Below are 15,265 nucleotides of genomic sequence, written 5' to 3'. Positions count from 1 at the left end.
CAGAAGATTCCGCTCGCGTCTGGTTAAAGTTTGCGTTCACTCGGGCCGATAACCGAGGCTAATCGCTAGCGCGACGTCGGACTCGCCTGGCGCCCGCTGCCGATTGCACAGGGCTGGGGGCGTGCGCATGCGATGGATCAAATGGCTGGGTGTCGTGTCGGTGCTGGCGGCCTGTGCCGGCGCAGGATCGGTGTCGGCGACAGCGGTCAATGTGACCGTCGCCGATGCCGGCGGCGTGCTGGTCGATGCGGTCGTGAGCCTGGAGCCGGCGCGGCCGGCTCCGCCAGCCGCGGCCAAGACTGCGGAGATGGATCAGGTCAATTCGCAGTTCGTGCCTGCCGTGCTCGCAGTGCGCACCGGCACCCTGGTGCGCTTTCCGAACAACGATCAGATTCGCCACCAGGTGTATTCGTTCTCTCCGGCCAAGCGCTTCGAGCTGCCGCTGTTTCAAGGCACCACCGCAACGTCGGTGCGTTTCGACCAGGCGGGTCTGGTCACCATCGGCTGCAACATCCACGATTGGATGCTGGGGTACATCGTGGTGCTGGACACGCCGTATTTCGGCAAGACCGGCAGCGATGGCCGCGCCCAGCTGGAGGCGCCTGCGGGCAATTACACGCTGCGGGTCTGGCACCCGCGCATCAAGGGCGCGGCCAGCAGCGAGCCGTTGGTGATCGCACGCGAACCAGTACAGCGCCGCGTGACCCTGCAGACCACCGGCGCCGCGCCGGCCGTGGCGCCACCGGATGCGCGCGTGCGCGCCCTGCAGGACAAGTTCCGTAACGCCGACCCGAAGAAGCCGCGCCCATGAGGTCGATGCGCCTGCATACCCGCATCGCGGCCTTGCTCGTGCTGGTCGTGCTTGCCACCCAGGCGCTGACCTTCCTTGCCGTTCAGGTGGCGACCGAGCGCAGCGTCAAGGCGCAACTTGGCGAAGAGCTGGAGATCGGGCAGCGGGTCTGGCAACGCATCAACGTGCGCCGCGACGAACAGCTGCTGCAGTCGGCGTCGGTGCTGGCCGACGATTTCGGGTTTCGTGCGGCCGTTGCAAGCGGCGATGTGCCGACCATGCAGTCGGCCTTGCGTAACCACGCCGCGCGCATGTCGGCGCAAACCGCGCTCTTGCTGTCGCCCGATGGCCAATTCTTGACCGGCCTGGCCGACGTGCCGCAAGCCGAACAATTGCGTGCGGTGCAGGCCTTGCTGCAGCAAGCGCAGCGCGATGGACGCGCGGTCGGTGTGGTGGCGCTGAATCAGCACATCGTGCGGTTGGCGGTGGTGCAGGTGCTGGCGCCGAACCGGGTCGGCTGGATTGGGATCGGCAACGAATCCGGCGATGGCCTGGCGCAGGATTTCCGCACCACCACCGGGCTGGATGCGACCTTCTTTACCGATGGCCCGCCGGTGCGCGTGCTGGCCTCCACCCTGGAGCCCTCGGCGCGCGCCCAATTCGCGCAGCAGCTGCCCCTGGCCGAGAAGGTGCAGGCTGCATCGATCCCGCTGACGCTGGATGAGTCGCGTTATCTGGTCAGGCTGCAATCGATCCAGGGCGACAGCCAGGTGCGGGTGGCCTTGCAGGCATCGCTGGATCGCGCCGTGGCGCCGTACCGCATCCTCAAGCTGCGGATCCTGCTGCTGGCAGGCTTGGCCACGGTCGCTGCACTGGGCGTGGCGATTTTTCTTGCGCGCAGCGTGAGCAAACCGGTGGCGCAACTGGTGCAGGCCGCGCGGCGCATTCAGCGCGGCGATTACCGCACCGCCGTGCAGGTGCCGCCAGGCCGCGAACTCGCTGAACTGGCCGACAGTTTCGGGCGCATGCAGCACCAGATCGCCAGCCGCGAACAGCACATCCTGCATCAGGCCCGCCATGACGCCCTGACTGGGTTGCCTAACCGGATCTGGTTGCTGGAGCGCTTGAAGGACGTGGTGGATCAGACCGTGGCATCCGGTGGCACCGCCGCGGTGCTGATCCTGGATCTGGAGCGCTTCAAGGAACTCAACGACAGCCTGGGCCACGACTTCGCCGACCAGGTATTGGTGGAAGCCGGGCGTCGGTTGGTGGAGGTCGTGCAGGAGCCCAACCTGGTGGGCCGGCTGGGAAGCGATGAATTCATGGTGGTGGTGGCGCAAGCCGATGCGGCCAGCGTGCAGCAGGATGCGCAGCGCCTGCTGCTGCAGTTGCGCCGCCCGCTGGTGTTGCCGCAGGCGCGCATCCAGCTCGAAGCCAGCATCGGCATCGCCTTGATTCCCGAGCACGGCGCCGACCCCGACACCTTGTTGCGCCGGGCCGACATTGCACGGCGGCAGGTCGGTACGACGGCCGCCTTCGGCGCCAGCGTCTACCGCATGGGCCAGGACGAACAGCATTTGCGGCGTTTGCGCCTCACCGGCGATCTGCGTCAGGCCATCGGCGCCAACGAACTCACCTTGCGCTTCCAGCCCAAGATTTGTCTGCGCACCGATCATGTCGAACAGGTCGAAGTGCTGGTGCGCTGGCATCACCCGGTGCTAGGGCCGATCGGCCCGGACGAATTCATCCCGCTTGCCGAACACTCCGGCGTGATCCATCCGCTCACCCGCTTCGTGCTGGACCAAGCTCTGCGCTGCCAGGCGCAATGGCGCAAGCAAGGGCTGGAACTGGGCATGGCCATCAACCTGTCGGCACTGGATCTGTCCGATCCCGGATTGCCCGACTTCGTCCGCGGCTGCCTGGAGCATCATGCCGTGCCAGCGCAGTCGGTCACACTGGAATTGACCGAAAGTGCCCTGATGCGCGATGTCGAATTCGCGCTGCACATGCTGCATCAGTTGCGCAGTGTCGGCGTGCGCCTGTCCATCGACGACTTCGGTACCGGCTATTCCTCGTTGGCACAACTCAAGCGCATGCCGGTGAACGAATTGAAGATCGACAAGAGTTTCGTCATGCAGTTGGCCGAAGGCACCGACGATGCCTTCATCGTGCGCAGCACGATCGATCTGGGGCACAACCTAGGGCTGAGTGTGATTGCCGAAGGCGTCGAGAACACCGCGGCCCTCGCGTTGCTGCGCGGCTACGGCTGCGACATGGTGCAGGGCTATCTGTATTCGCCACCGCTGGAAGAAGCGCCGCTGGTGGCTTGGTGCATGCGCCAACTCGGCATGACCACGCCAGCGCATGCAGGAGTGCAGCGATGAGCGGGCATCTGCGTGTTGCGCTTGTTGCTGCTGCGGTGGCCGGCGTGTTCGCGCCGCTGCATGCCCTGGCCGGTGACGGGCGCCTGCTCGCCACCGGCGGCGTGTCGATGATCGAAGGCAGTAGCGGCGGCGGCATCGTGCCGTGGGCCACGTTGTCCGGGTACGGCACGCGCGACGAGCTTGGCACCGTCGCGTTCGCAACCCACGTCGACAGCGGCGATTACCGTCTCGACGTGCAGGGCGCCGCGCTCACGGTCGGCAATCGGCTGGAACTGTCGCTTGCCCGCCAGCGCCTGGATCTGGGCACCTTGCAGGACCGGCTCGGCTTGCCATGGAATGCGCTTGGCCAGGACGTGTTCGGTGCCAAGGTGCGCGTGGCCGGCGACCTTGTGTACGGACATGCGCCACAAGTCAGCCTGGGCGTGCAGTACAAACGCCTGCGCAACGGCACCTTGCCGTTGGCGATCGGTGCGCGCGACGATCACGGCACCGACATCTATGTCAGCGCAAGCCGCCTGTTGCTGCAGGGCGCTGCTGGATATCAGCTGCTGCTCAACGGCACCTTGCGCGCTACCCGCGCCAACCAGGCCGGCTTGCTCGGCTTCGGCGGCGATCGCCGCAACAGCTATCGCCTGGTTCCGGAGGTCAGCGCCGCCGTCGTGCTGTCGCCGTCCTGGGCAGTGGGTGTGGAATATCGCGACAAACCCAATAACCTCGGCTTTGCGCGCGAGCAAGCGTGGGCAGATGCATTCGTTGCCTGGTTCCCGAGTAAGCATGTCTCGTTGACCGCTGCATTCGCCGATCTTGGCGACATCGCCACGCTTGCCGATCAGCGCGGCCCTTATCTCTCCTTGCAGGTGGCGTTCTGATGAACCGATGGCTGCGCTGGTCGCTGCTCTGCGTGCTGGGCCTGACGAGCGCCTGCGCCAGCACGCAATCGCGGCAGACGCTGTACGACGAACTCGGCGGGCAGGCCGGCATCGAAGCGCTGGTGGAAACCATGCTCTCGCGCATCGCCGACGATCCACGCATCGTCGATAAATTCGCGCGCGTCAATATCGTCATGCTCAACGAGCGCCTGGTGCAGAAGTTCTGCCATGTCGCCGACGGCCCATGCCCGGACACCGCCAAATCGATGCAGCAGGCGCACGCGCACCTGGCCATCCGCGAAGGCGACTTCAATGCCCTGGTCGAGGATCTGAACTGGGCCATGGATCAGCGCAAGATTCCGCGTCGCACGCAAAACCGCCTGCTGGCGCGTCTGGCGGCCATGCACGGCGAGATCGTCAATCACTGAAGCAAGCGGGTGGTTTAGCGTTGGCGGGAAGGTGCGTGAGCTGATGCCGACTTGCGCTGGCATGCGCGTGCATCCAAATCATCTGATGCTCGATACATGCGCTTGCGTGGTCGTCGCAAGCCCTCCGGTCGCCCGGGTCGAAGGCGGGCACGAAGCGCTGCCGAGCACAGGCGATATGGCCCGCACACGCAGCCTGCCGATGCATCATTCCAGCGGCCGCACCCGATGCGAGCCGCGCGCCATCAGGCGTAGGGCAAACGCATGCGGCAACAGCCGCAGTGCTGCGTTGACCAGCCGATAGCGCCAGCCCGGTACCGCCAGCACCTGGCCGCGCTCCAGTGCGGCGATTCCATATTCGGCCACTGCATCGGCCTGCAGCCAGGCCCAGGCGGGCAGGGTGGACATCGCCTCGCGGGTGCCGGTCACGTCGTGGAATTCGGACCAGGCAAAGCCCGGACACAGCGCGCAGACCTTGACCGCGCAATCGGCGTTTTCCAGCGCCAGCGATTCGCTGAAGCGCAGCATGAAGCTCTTGCTGGCCGCATACAGGGTCTGCCCATCGGCGCTGGGCGTCAGTGCGGCGAAGGAGGCCACGTTGAGAATGCGGCCCTGGCCGCTGGCACGGATCATCGGCAGCAGTCGCCAGGTCAGTTCGCACACCGCGCCCACCATCACCTGCAGGAAGCGCGCATGCGTGGCCCAGTCGTGATGCAGGTAGCGGCCCGGCACGCCGTAACCGGCATTGTTGACCAGTGTGCCCACGGTCCAGCCGTTGCGCTGGATCTGCGTTGCCAGCGCCTCGGCCGCGGCAGGGTCGGCCAGATCGGCCGGCAGCACTTCCACCCGAACCGTGCTGCGCAATTCCTCGGCCAATGCCTGCAGCCGGTCCACCCGTCGTGCGGTCAGGATCAACGGCACGCCGCGCCTGGCGTATGCGCGCGCAATCTCGCGGCCAATGCCGCTGGAGGCGCCGGTGATCAAGGCGAAGACAGGCGAAACGGACATGGCAGGTTCCTGTAAGGGGAGGGGAAGGACATCTGGCGGACAGAAGTGTGCCGGTTGCTGCCAGCCCTTGGGCTATTCTGTCGCCTGTCTTCAACTCAGGAACCTGCGCCTGATGCGTCGAAAGATCGTTGCCGGAAATTGGAAGCTGCATGGCAGCCGCGCCTTCGCCACCGAACTGGTGGCCAAGGTGGCCGCGCACATGCCCCTGGAGGGTGTCGAAGTCGTCATCCTGCCGCCACTGCCTTACCTCGGCGACCTGATCGAGGATTTCGAGGCCCATCACCTGTCGTTCGGAGCCCAGGACGTCAGTAGTAATGAGAAGGGCGCCTACACCGGCGAGGTCTCGGCCTCCATGCTGGTCGATGTCGGTGCCGGCTACGGGCTGGTCGGCCACTCCGAGCGCCGCCAGTATCACCATGAGAGCAGCGAGCTGGTGGCACGCAAGTTTGCCGCCGCCATCCATGCTGGACTGATTCCAGTGCTGTGCGTGGGCGAATCGCTGGAACAGCGTGAAGCCGGTCAGACCGAGGCAATCCTACGTGCCCAGCTCGACCCGGTCCTGGCGCTGGTCGGCAGCGCCGGTTTCGCAGGCGCGGTGCTGGCCTACGAACCGATCTGGGCCATTGGCACCGGCCGCACTGCGACCCCGGAGCAGGCGCAGGCCGTACACGCCTTCCTGCGTGGCGAAGTCGCGAAGGCGGATGCTAGAATCGCCGATTCGTTGCCCATCCTGTACGGGGGCAGTGTCAAGCCCGACAACGCCGGCGAGCTGTTCGCGCAGCCTGACGTCGATGGCGGGCTGGTCGGAGGCGCGTCACTGGTCGCCGAAGATTTCCTGGCCATCGCACGCGCGGCGGCCGCGTGCTAACCCATTAAGTTTTGTCCGGGGACGGATTTCGAAATGCTGATGTTGATCCTCAATGTGGTCTACGTGCTGGTCGCCCTGGCGATGATTGCGCTGATCCTGATGCAGCGTGGCGCAGGTGCGGCGGCCGGCTCCGGCTTCGGCGCCGGCGCGTCCGGCACCGTGTTCGGTTCGCAGGGTGCGTCGAACTTCCTGTCCAAGTCGACCAAGTGGCTGGCGGTGGTGTTCTTCAGCATCAGCCTGTTCATGGCGTGGTACGCCACGCACGGCGCACGTCCTACGGATCAGAACCTGGGTGTGATGTCGCAGTCGGCAACCCCGGCTCCGGCCGCCGCCGGCGAGCTCACCCAGCCGTTGCCGCAGGCCCCGGCCGCAGGTGCGGTGCCGACCGCTCCGTCGCAGCCGGCTCCGGCCGCCGCCCCGGCAGTGGCGCCTGCGCAGTCCGCACCGGCGCAGCCGGCGCCTGCAGTAAGCGAAGAAAACGCTTCAGAACCAGCACAAAAACGCTGAAGCCGGTTACAATACGCTGCGCACTGGGATGCCCAGCGGCGCAACGTATGCCCAGGTGGCGGAATTGGTAGACGCACTACCTTGAGGTGGTAGCGACTTAGGTCGTAGGGGTTCGAGTCCCCTCTTGGGCACCATTGTTTGGCTGCAGTTCCTGCGCATCGCTTGTCGCGCGCGGGGTCTGCCTATACCCCATGCCGGCACGCGGCGCGTGCGGGCAGAGGCAAGAGAGAATCGCTGTGCTGGCCGAATATTTGCCGAGTCTGCTGTTTCTGATCGTCGCCACCGGTATCGGCATCGTGCTGATGTTGGTCGGTCGATTCCTCGGTCCGCGTAGCCCGGACCCGCGCAAGCTCTCGCCTTACGAGTGCGGCTTCGAAGCCTTCGAAGACGCGCGCATGAAGTTCGATGTGCGCTACTACCTGATCGCGATCCAGTTCATCGTGTTCGATCTGGAAATCATCTTCATCGTGCCGTGGACGCAGGTGTTCATGGAGATCGGCGCCCGTTCGCTGGTCACCATGGGGCTGTTCGTCGGCATGTTGTTCCTCGGCTTTATCTACGTGTGGAAGAAGGGAGCGCTGGAATGGGAGTGATTCAGACCCTGGATAGTCTGATGACCAACCCGATGCCGGAAGGCCGGGTGGAAGACATCCTGCGCCCGGAAGGCGAAAACCCGTTGCTCGAAAAGGGCTACGTGACCACCAGCGTCGATGCGCTGCTGAACTGGGCGCGCACCGGCTCGATGTGGCCGATGACCTTCGGTCTGGCCTGCTGTGCGGTCGAGATGATGCATGCGGGCGCCTCGCGCCTGGATCTGGACCGCTACGGCGTGGTGTTCCGCCCGTCGCCGCGCCAGTCCGACGTGATGATCGTGGCCGGTACCCTGGTCAACAAGATGGCCCCGGCGCTGCGCAAGGTCTACGACCAGATGCCCGATCCGAAGTGGGTCATCTCGATGGGCAGCTGCGCCAACGGCGGCGGCTACTATCACTATTCGTATTCGGTGGTGCGCGGTTGCGACCGCATCGTGCCGGTGGACATCTACGTCCCGGGCTGCCCGCCGACCGCCGAGGCGCTGGTCTACGGCATCTTGCAGCTGCAGAAGAAGATCTGGCGTACCCAGACGATCGCGCGCTGACACCCGTCTTCTTCTACCGAGAGCAGCCAAGCCCCCATGGCAGAGCAAGCATCCTCCTTCACTGACCGACTTGCGGCACGTTTCGCCGGTGCGCAGATTGCCGTGGCATTGCCGCGCGGCGAAGTGACGCTGGAAGTCGCGGCCGCCGATTGGCACGCCACCTGTCTTGCACTGCGTGACGAGCTCGGTTTCGAACAGCTCAGCGACCTGTGTGGCGTCGATTACCTGGGCTACGGCAGCGACGAGTGGGATACCGCCGACGTGTCGTCGCAGGGCTTCAGTCGCGGCGTCGAAGGCAAGGCCGTCGGCCGTTTCGCCTGGGGCGAATTCCCCAGCCAGGAAAGCTCTTCCGGCGCGCAGCCGCAGCAGCTGCCCAAGCAACGTTTTGCGGTGGTCGCACAGCTGATTTCCTACCAGCACAACCAGCGTCTGCGCGTGCGTTGCTACGCACCGGACGAGCAGGTGCCGGTGGTGGCGTCGTTGACCGATATCTGGCCGGGCGTGAACTGGTTCGAGCGCGAGGCGTTCGACCTGTTCGGCATCGTGTTCGATGGGCACCCGGACCTTCGCCGCATCCTGACCGACTACGGATTCGTCGGCCACCCGTTCCGCAAGGACTTTCCGCTGATCGGCAACGTCGAAGTGCGTTACGACGAGGAGCGCAAGCGCGTTGTATACGAGCCGGTGACCTCGGTCGAGCCGCGCGTCGGCGTGCCGCGCGTCATTCGCGACGATGCCCGTTATGAGACTGCCGCTGGTGAAGTGGGCAAGTCGGAGACTGCCAAGTGAGTGAGTTCCGCCAGGCAACCGATGCCTTCGCGAGCAATCCTGTCGAAAGCAAGCAGGAAATCCGCAATTACACGATGAACTTCGGCCCGCAGCATCCTGCGGCGCACGGCGTGTTGCGCCTGATCCTGGAAATGGATGGCGAGACCGTGGTGCGTGCCGATCCGCATATCGGCCTGCTGCACCGTGGCACCGAGAAGCTGGCCGAGTCCAAGCCGTTCAACCAGTCGGTTCCGTACATGGATCGTCTGGATTACGTCTCGATGATGTGCAACGAGCACGCCTATGTGCGCGCGATCGAATCCCTGATGGGGATCGAAGCACCCGAGCGTGCGCAGTACATCCGCACCATGTTCGACGAGATCACCCGCATCAAGAACCATTTGATGTGGGTCGGTTCCAATGCGCTCGATCTGGGTGCGATGGCGGTGATGCTGTATGCATTCCGCGAGCGCGAAGAACTGATGGACGTCTACGAGGCGGTCAGTGGCGCGCGCATGCACGCGGCCTACTACCGTCCCGGCGGCGTCTACCGCGATCTACCCGATCGCATGCCGCAGTACAAGGAGTCGCGTTGGCACAAGGGCGGGGCGCTGAAGAAGCGCAATGCCGGTCGCGAAGGCACCATGCTGGACTTCCTCGAGGAGTTCACCAATACCTTCCCGGCACGCGTGGACGAGTACGAGACCCTGCTGACCGATAACCGCATCTGGAAGCAGCGTACCGTCGACGTCGGCATCATCAGCCCGGATCTGGCACGCGCCTGGGGCATGACCGGTCCGATGTTGCGTGGCTCGGGCATCGAGTGGGATCTGCGCAAGAAGCAGCCCTACGCCAAGTACGACGCGGTGGATTTCGATATCCCGGTCGGCACCAACGGCGACTGCTATGACCGCTACCTGGTGCGCGTGGCCGAGATGCGCGAATCCAACCGCATCATCAAACAGTGCGTGAAGTGGCTGAAGGCCAACCCGGGCCCGGTCATGGTCACCAATTTCAAGGTCGCTCCGCCCAGCCGAGAAGGCATGAAGGACGACATGGAAGCGCTGATCCATCACTTCAAGCTGTTCAGTGAAGGCTATTGCGTGCCGGCCGGCGAAACCTATAGCGCGGTGGAAGCGCCCAAGGGCGAGTTCGGTTGCTACCTGATGTCCGACGGCGCCAACAAGCCGTTCCGCGTGCATCTGCGCGCGCCGGGTTTTGCGCATCTGTCGTCGATGGACGCGGTGGTGCGTGGCTATTTGCTGGCCGACGTCGTGGCGATGATCGGTACTTACGATTTGGTTTTCGGTGAGGTTGACCGATGAAGGCGACGGGTAATTTCGAAGCGGCGCGCGACGTCGATCCGCAGGTGGTGCTGAGCGACAAGACGCGCGCGCACATCGATCACTGGCTGACCAAGTTCCCGCCGGACCGCAAGCGTTCGGCGGTGCTGCAGGGTCTGCACGCCGCGCAGGAGCAGAACCAGGGCTGGCTGACCGACGAATTGATCGTGGGCGTAGCCAAGTACCTGGAGCTGCCGCCGGTATGGGCTTATGAGGTCGCCAGCTTCTACTCGATGTTCGAGACCGAGCGCGTCGGCCGCCATAACGTGGCGTTCTGCACCAATATCAGCTGCTGGCTCAATGGCGCCGAGGATCTGCTGGCCCACGCGGAAAAGAAGCTGGGTTGCAAGCTGGGGCAGTCGACGGCCGATGGTCGCGTCTACCTCAAGCGCGAAGAAGAGTGCCTGGCTGCCTGCTCCGCGGCGCCGATGATGGTCATCAATGGCCACTATCACGAGCATCTGACGAAAGAAAAGGTCGACGCGCTGCTGGACGGGCTGGAGTAAGACATGGCACATCATCACGCACCCTCAGGCCCGGTCGGTCCGGCGCCGCAGCCGCATCAGGTCGTCTACACGACCCTGCACTACGACACTCCGTGGTCGTATGAGAGCTATCTGAAAACCGGTGGCTACGCCGCGCTGCGCAAGATCCTCGAAGAGAAGATCCCGCCGGCCGATGTTATCGAAATGGTCAAGGCGTCGAACCTGCGCGGCCGTGGTGGTGCGGGCTTTCCGACCGGGTTGAAATGGTCGTTCATGCCCAAGGGCACGATGCAGAAGTACATCCTGTGCAATTCGGACGAATCCGAGCCGGGCACCTGCAAAGACCGCGACATCCTGCGCTACAACCCGCATTCGGTGGTGGAGGGCATGGCGATCGCCTGCTACGCCACCGGCTCGACGGTGGGCTACAACTACCTGCGTGGCGAATTCCACCACGAGCCGTTCGAAAACTTCGAGCTGGCGCTGGCCGATGCCTACGCCAACGGTTGGTTAGGCAAGAACATTCTCGGCAGCGGCGTGGATATCGACATCTACGGTGCGCTGGGCGCTGGCGCGTACATCTGCGGCGAAGAAACCGCATTGATGGAATCGCTGGAAGGCAAGAAGGGCCAGCCGCGCTACAAGCCGCCGTTCCCCGCGAATTTCGGCCTGTACGGCAAGCCGACCACCATCAACAACACCGAGACCTATGCGTCGGTGCCGGCGATCATTCGCAACGGCCCGGAGTGGTTCCTCGGGTTGAGCAAGACCAAGAACGGCGGCCCGAAGATCTTCTCGGTGTCCGGTTGCGTGCAGAAGGGCGGCAATTTCGAGGTGCCGCTCGGCACCACCTTCGACGAACTGCTGGAAATGGCCGGCGGGCTGCGCCCGGGTCGCAAGCTCAAGGGCGTGGTGCCTGGCGGCGTGTCGATGCCGGTGCTGAAGGCCGACCAGGTGGCTGGCCTGCAGATGGACTACGACACCTTGCGTGCGCTCGGCACCGGCCTGGGTTCGGGTGCCATCGTGGTGCTGGACGACAGCGTCTGCTGCGTGCGTTTCGCCTGCCGCATCTCGCAGTTCTTCCACAAGGAATCCTGCGGCCAGTGCACCCCGTGCCGCGAGGGCACCGGCTGGATGCACCGCGTGCTGGAGCGCATCGTGGCCGGCAAGGCCACGATGGAAGACCTGCATCAGCTGCGCACCGTCGCTGGCCAGATCGAAGGCCATACCATCTGTGCGTTCGGCGAAGCGGCGGCATGGCCGATTCAAGGCTTCCTGCGCCAGTTCTGGGACGAGTTCGAGTACTACATCGTCAACGGTCGTTCGATCGTCGATACGCAAGTCGGAGTGGCTGCATGAGCGCCCAACCAGTGAACCCGAACGTGCCACCGGACCATGTGACCGTCGAGATCGACGGCCAGAGTCTGGTCGTGCCGAAGGGCTCGATGATCATCCAGGCGGCCGACAAGGCCGGCATCCCGATTCCGCGCTTCTGCTACCACGAGAAGCTGCCGATCGCGGCCAACTGCCGCATGTGCCTGGTCGATGTCGAAAAGTCGCCCAAGCCGTCGCCTGCCTGCGCCACGCCGGTGATGGATGGCATGAAGGTCACCACGCGTAGCGAAAAGGCTTTGAAGTACCAGCGCAGCGTGATGGAATTCCTGCTGATCAACCACCCGCTGGACTGCCCGATCTGCGATCAGGGCGGCGAGTGCGAACTGCAGGACGTCTCGTTGGGCTACGGCCGTTCGGTCAGCCGGTTCAACGAGCGCAAGCGGGTGGTGCCGGACGAGGACATCGGTCCGCTGGTCGCCACCGAGATGACCCGCTGCATCCAGTGCACCCGTTGCGTGCGTTTCACCGCAGATATTGCCGGCACCTACGAGCTGGGCGGCATGTATCGCGGCGAGAACCTGCAGATCGGCACCTACGACGGCAAGCCGCTGACCACCGAGATCTCCGGCAACGTCATCGACGTCTGCCCGGTGGGCGCGCTGACCAACAAGGTGTTCCAGTTCCGCGCGCGTCCGTGGGAACTGATGGCGCGCGAATCGCTGGGTTACCACGATGCGATGGGCTCGAACCTGTTCCTGCATGTGCGTCGTGGCGAAGTGCTGCGCACCGTGCCGCGTGAGAACGAGGCAGTCAACGAATGCTGGCTCTCCGACCGCGACCGTTATTCGCATCAGGGCCTGTATGCCGAAGACCGTGCGGTCAAGCCGCTGAAGAAGGTCAACGGGCAGTGGACTGAAGTGAGCTGGACCGAAGGTCTGGCCGCCGCCACGCAGATCCTGCGCGAAAACGCCGGCGATCAGCTCGGGGTGTTGGTGCATCCGTCCACGTCCAACGAAGAAGGCGCATTGCTCGCGCGTCTGGCCGAAGGTCTGGGCAGCGGCAACCTGGACCACCGTTTGCTCAACCGTGATTTCTCCGACGCTGCGGTAGCCGAAGCGTTTGCCACGCCGCTGGCGGAGATCGAACAGGCTGACGTGGTGGTGTTGTTCGGCACCAATGTGCGGCATGAGCTGCCGTTGCTGCACGCACGTCTGCGCAAGGCGCATATCCAGAACCGTACGCAGATTCACTCGGTCAACCCGGTCGACTTCGATTTCGCCTTCACCCAGGCCAGCCGCACCGTGGTGGCCCCGTCGCAGTTGGCGGGTGCACTGAGCGATGCGACGCTGCGCGATGCGGTCAAGGCTGCAAGCCGCGCCGTGATCGTGGTCGGTGCGTTGGCCGAAAATCATCCGCAGGCTGCCGCGTTGCGTGCCGCCGCACGCGATTTTGCTGCCGCAACCGGCGCATCGTTGTGCCGCATCCCGCAAGGCGCCAATGCCGTGGGTCTGGTGGCGCAGGGCGTGCTGCCGACCGCGCGCGATGTCGCCGGCATGCTGGCCCAGCCGCGTCAGGCGTACGTGCTGTACGGCATCGAGCCAGGCCTGGATTTTGCCGACGCCGCCGCTGCACGCAGCGCGCTGGCAGGCGCCAAGGTGGTTGCCTTCAGCCAGTTCGCCTGTGCGTCGACGCGCGATGTGGCCGATGTGATTCTGCCGATCGGTGCGTTGCCGGAAATCGATGCATCGCTGACCAATCTCGATGGCCGCGTGCAGACTGCACGTGCTGCTGGCCGCCTACCGGTCGAAGCGCGCGAGGGCTGGCGCGTGCTGCGTGCACTTGGCGGTGAACTGGGTCTGCCCGGTTTCGAATTCATCGACCTGATCGGCCTGCGCGCCGGCATGCAGAACCGCAACGTGACGCCAACGGCGTCGGCGCAACCAGCGGCCGCCAGCAACGGGCTGGAAGTCGCTGCAACTGCTGCGATTTACCGCACCGATGCGGTGGTGCGTCGGGCCGCTGCGCTGCAGTCGCATCCGCTCAACATCGCGCCGTGCGTGGCGATGCATCCGGAGCAGGCGACGCAGTTGCAGGTCCAGGCTGGTCAGATGGTCAAGGTCGGTACCGATGCCGGTAAGGCAACGTTGCCGGTGGTGCTGGACAAGCGCGTCGCACCGGGCACGGTGTGGATCGAATCCGGCCATGGCGCAACCGCGCCGCTCGGTGCCGGTCGTGTAACGGTGGTGGCTGCATGAACGAATTGTTGTTGAACCTGGTCGACCCGTTGCACCAGTGGTTCCTGGGGCTGGGCGATGGCGGCGTGGTGCTGTGGTCGGTATTGAAGATCCTGCTGATCGCCGTGCCAGTGATCGTGGCGGTGGCGTTCTACGTGGTCTGGGAGCGCAAGCTGATCGGCTGGATGCACGTGCGCCATGGGCCCATGTACGTGGGTATGGGCATCTTCCAGGCCTTCGCCGACGTCTTCAAACTCCTGTTCAAGGAAATCGTGCAGCCAACCAGCTCGCACAAGGCGATGTTCGTCATCGCACCGCTGCTGACACTGGCGCCGGCTTTTGCCGCATGGTCGGTAGTGCCATTCGATGCGAAGCTGGTGTTGTCCAATGCCAACGTCGGCCTGCTGTATCTGCTGGCGATGACCTCGCTGGGCGTGTACGGCATCATCCTGGCCGGCTGGGCATCGAACTCGAAATACGCCTTCCTGGGCGCGATGCGTTCGGCCGCGCAGGTGGTCAGCTACGAAATCGCGATGGGCTTTGCGCTCGTCGGTGTGATGATTGCCTCCGGCAGTGTCAACCTGAGCCAGATCGTGTTCGCGCAGGCCGGCAACTCCGGTTTCTTTGACTGGTTCCTGATTCCGCTGTTCCCGTTGTTCATCGTGTACTGGGTTTCTGGCGTCGCCGAAACCAACCGCGCGCCGTTCGACGTGGTGGAAGGCGAATCGGAAATCGTCGCCGGTCACATGGTGGAATATTCCGGCGGTGCGTTCGCCCTGTTCTTCCTGGCCGAATACGCCAACATGATCCTGGTCAGCTTCCTGATCTCGATCTTCTTCCTCGGCGGTTGGTTGAGCCCGATCCAGGGCTGGGTCAATGCGGACGTTTCGCCGTGGATCGACTGGTTGTGGAAGGGCGGCTGGCCGTGGCTGCTGATGAAGGTGTTCTTCTTCGCCAGCGCCTATATCTGGTTCCGCGCCAGCTTCCCGCGTTACCGCTACGACCAGATCATGCGTCTGGGCTGGAAAGTCTTCATTCCGCTCACGATCGTGTGGATCGCAGTGACGGCGTTGATGGTGTTTTACGGCGTGATCCAGAAGGGCGTGTAATT

15 protein-coding genes and 1 tRNA gene are annotated in these 15,265 nt (G+C 64.4%); 15 read left to right on the top strand and 1 reads right to left on the bottom strand.

The genetic code is table 11. The features are described from left to right. Window positions 1-127 precede the first annotated feature (127 nt). The 4 genes from HLH45_RS17885 to HLH45_RS17870 are packed head-to-tail and all read left to right on the top strand — an operon-like array spanning window position 128 to window position 4,471. On the top strand, window positions 128-811 hold the full coding sequence (locus HLH45_RS17885) for a methylamine utilization protein (protein WP_008570960.1): 684 nt from the start codon (window positions 128-130) through the stop codon (window positions 809-811). Continuing rightward, window positions 808-3,174, top strand: a complete 2,367-nt coding sequence (locus HLH45_RS17880; protein WP_033478363.1) for a putative bifunctional diguanylate cyclase/phosphodiesterase — start codon at window positions 808-810, stop codon at window positions 3,172-3,174. The genes HLH45_RS17885 and HLH45_RS17880 overlap by 4 nt, the downstream gene beginning before the upstream one ends. After that, complete coding sequence (locus HLH45_RS17875) at window positions 3,171-4,043, top strand: DUF3034 family protein (RefSeq protein ID WP_008570963.1); 873 nt, start codon at window positions 3,171-3,173, stop codon at window positions 4,041-4,043. Before HLH45_RS17880 ends, HLH45_RS17875 begins: the two co-directional genes overlap by 4 nt. Further along, complete coding sequence (locus tag HLH45_RS17870) at window positions 4,043-4,471, top strand: group I truncated hemoglobin (RefSeq protein WP_008570964.1); 429 nt, start codon at window positions 4,043-4,045, stop codon at window positions 4,469-4,471. The genes HLH45_RS17875 and HLH45_RS17870 overlap by 1 nt, the downstream gene beginning before the upstream one ends. Window positions 4,472-4,675: 204 nt before the next feature. Here the strand turns inward: HLH45_RS17870 and HLH45_RS17865 are convergent, their stop codons facing one another. Beyond that, entirely contained in the window at window positions 4,676-5,476 is an 801-nt protein-coding gene (locus HLH45_RS17865) for an SDR family NAD(P)-dependent oxidoreductase (protein WP_008570965.1), read from the bottom strand. A 112-nt stretch (window positions 5,477-5,588) separates the two neighbouring features. Here HLH45_RS17865 and tpiA point away from each other — a divergent pair, with 112 nt between their 5' ends. From tpiA to nuoH, 11 genes are all read left to right on the top strand, one after another. Beyond that, a complete protein-coding gene (tpiA, locus tag HLH45_RS17860) occupies window positions 5,589-6,344 on the top strand; it encodes a triose-phosphate isomerase (RefSeq protein WP_008570966.1) in 756 nt (251 codons plus the stop codon). A 33-nt stretch (window positions 6,345-6,377) separates the two neighbouring features. Next, window positions 6,378-6,851 carry a preprotein translocase subunit SecG gene (gene secG / locus HLH45_RS17855; RefSeq protein ID WP_008570967.1) on the top strand — a complete coding sequence of 158 codons (474 nt, stop codon included), beginning with the start codon at window positions 6,378-6,380 and terminating at the stop codon, window positions 6,849-6,851. Window positions 6,852-6,900: 49 nt separating this feature from the next. Further along, window positions 6,901-6,985: transfer RNA gene (locus HLH45_RS17850), tRNA-Leu, on the top strand. 102 nt (window positions 6,986-7,087) lie between these two features. Beyond that, the gene (locus tag HLH45_RS17845) at window positions 7,088-7,444 is read left to right on the top strand and encodes an NADH-quinone oxidoreductase subunit A (protein WP_003485539.1); all 357 of its coding nucleotides are present in this window, start codon (window positions 7,088-7,090) and stop codon (window positions 7,442-7,444) included. Further along, the gene (locus HLH45_RS17840) at window positions 7,435-7,989 is read left to right on the top strand and encodes a NuoB/complex I 20 kDa subunit family protein (RefSeq protein WP_005914280.1); all 555 of its coding nucleotides are present in this window, start codon (window positions 7,435-7,437) and stop codon (window positions 7,987-7,989) included. The genes HLH45_RS17845 and HLH45_RS17840 overlap by 10 nt, the downstream gene beginning before the upstream one ends. A 36-nt stretch (window positions 7,990-8,025) precedes the next feature. Beyond that, window positions 8,026-8,778, top strand: coding sequence for an NADH-quinone oxidoreductase subunit C (locus tag HLH45_RS17835; protein ID WP_008570968.1), 753 nt, complete (start codon window positions 8,026-8,028; stop codon window positions 8,776-8,778). Then, window positions 8,775-10,082, top strand: a complete 1,308-nt coding sequence (locus HLH45_RS17830) for an NADH-quinone oxidoreductase subunit D (protein WP_008570969.1) — start codon at window positions 8,775-8,777, stop codon at window positions 10,080-10,082. The genes HLH45_RS17835 and HLH45_RS17830 overlap by 4 nt, the downstream gene beginning before the upstream one ends. Then, the gene (gene nuoE, locus HLH45_RS17825) at window positions 10,079-10,606 is read left to right on the top strand and encodes an NADH-quinone oxidoreductase subunit NuoE (RefSeq protein ID WP_003485548.1); all 528 of its coding nucleotides are present in this window, start codon (window positions 10,079-10,081) and stop codon (window positions 10,604-10,606) included. The genes HLH45_RS17830 and nuoE overlap by 4 nt, the downstream gene beginning before the upstream one ends. Before the next feature lie 3 nt (window positions 10,607-10,609). Continuing rightward, window positions 10,610-11,944 (top strand): NADH-quinone oxidoreductase subunit NuoF, encoded by a 1,335-nt coding sequence (gene nuoF / locus HLH45_RS17820; protein ID WP_003485551.1) that lies wholly within the window; start codon window positions 10,610-10,612, stop codon window positions 11,942-11,944. Next, a complete protein-coding gene (gene nuoG, locus HLH45_RS17815; protein ID WP_033478364.1) occupies window positions 11,941-14,175 on the top strand; it encodes an NADH-quinone oxidoreductase subunit NuoG in 2,235 nt (744 codons plus the stop codon). The genes nuoF and nuoG overlap by 4 nt, the downstream gene beginning before the upstream one ends. Then, entirely contained in the window at window positions 14,172-15,263 is a 1,092-nt protein-coding gene (gene nuoH, locus HLH45_RS17810; protein WP_008570972.1) for an NADH-quinone oxidoreductase subunit NuoH, read from the top strand. The genes nuoG and nuoH overlap by 4 nt, the downstream gene beginning before the upstream one ends. Window positions 15,264-15,265 lie beyond the last annotated feature (2 nt).

Source organism: Xanthomonas euvesicatoria (assembly GCF_013112235.1).
GTDB lineage: Bacteria > Pseudomonadota > Gammaproteobacteria > Xanthomonadales > Xanthomonadaceae > Xanthomonas > Xanthomonas euvesicatoria.
Note: the sequence above shows the minus strand (reverse complement) of the source record. Positions and strands in the feature narration are given on the sequence as shown.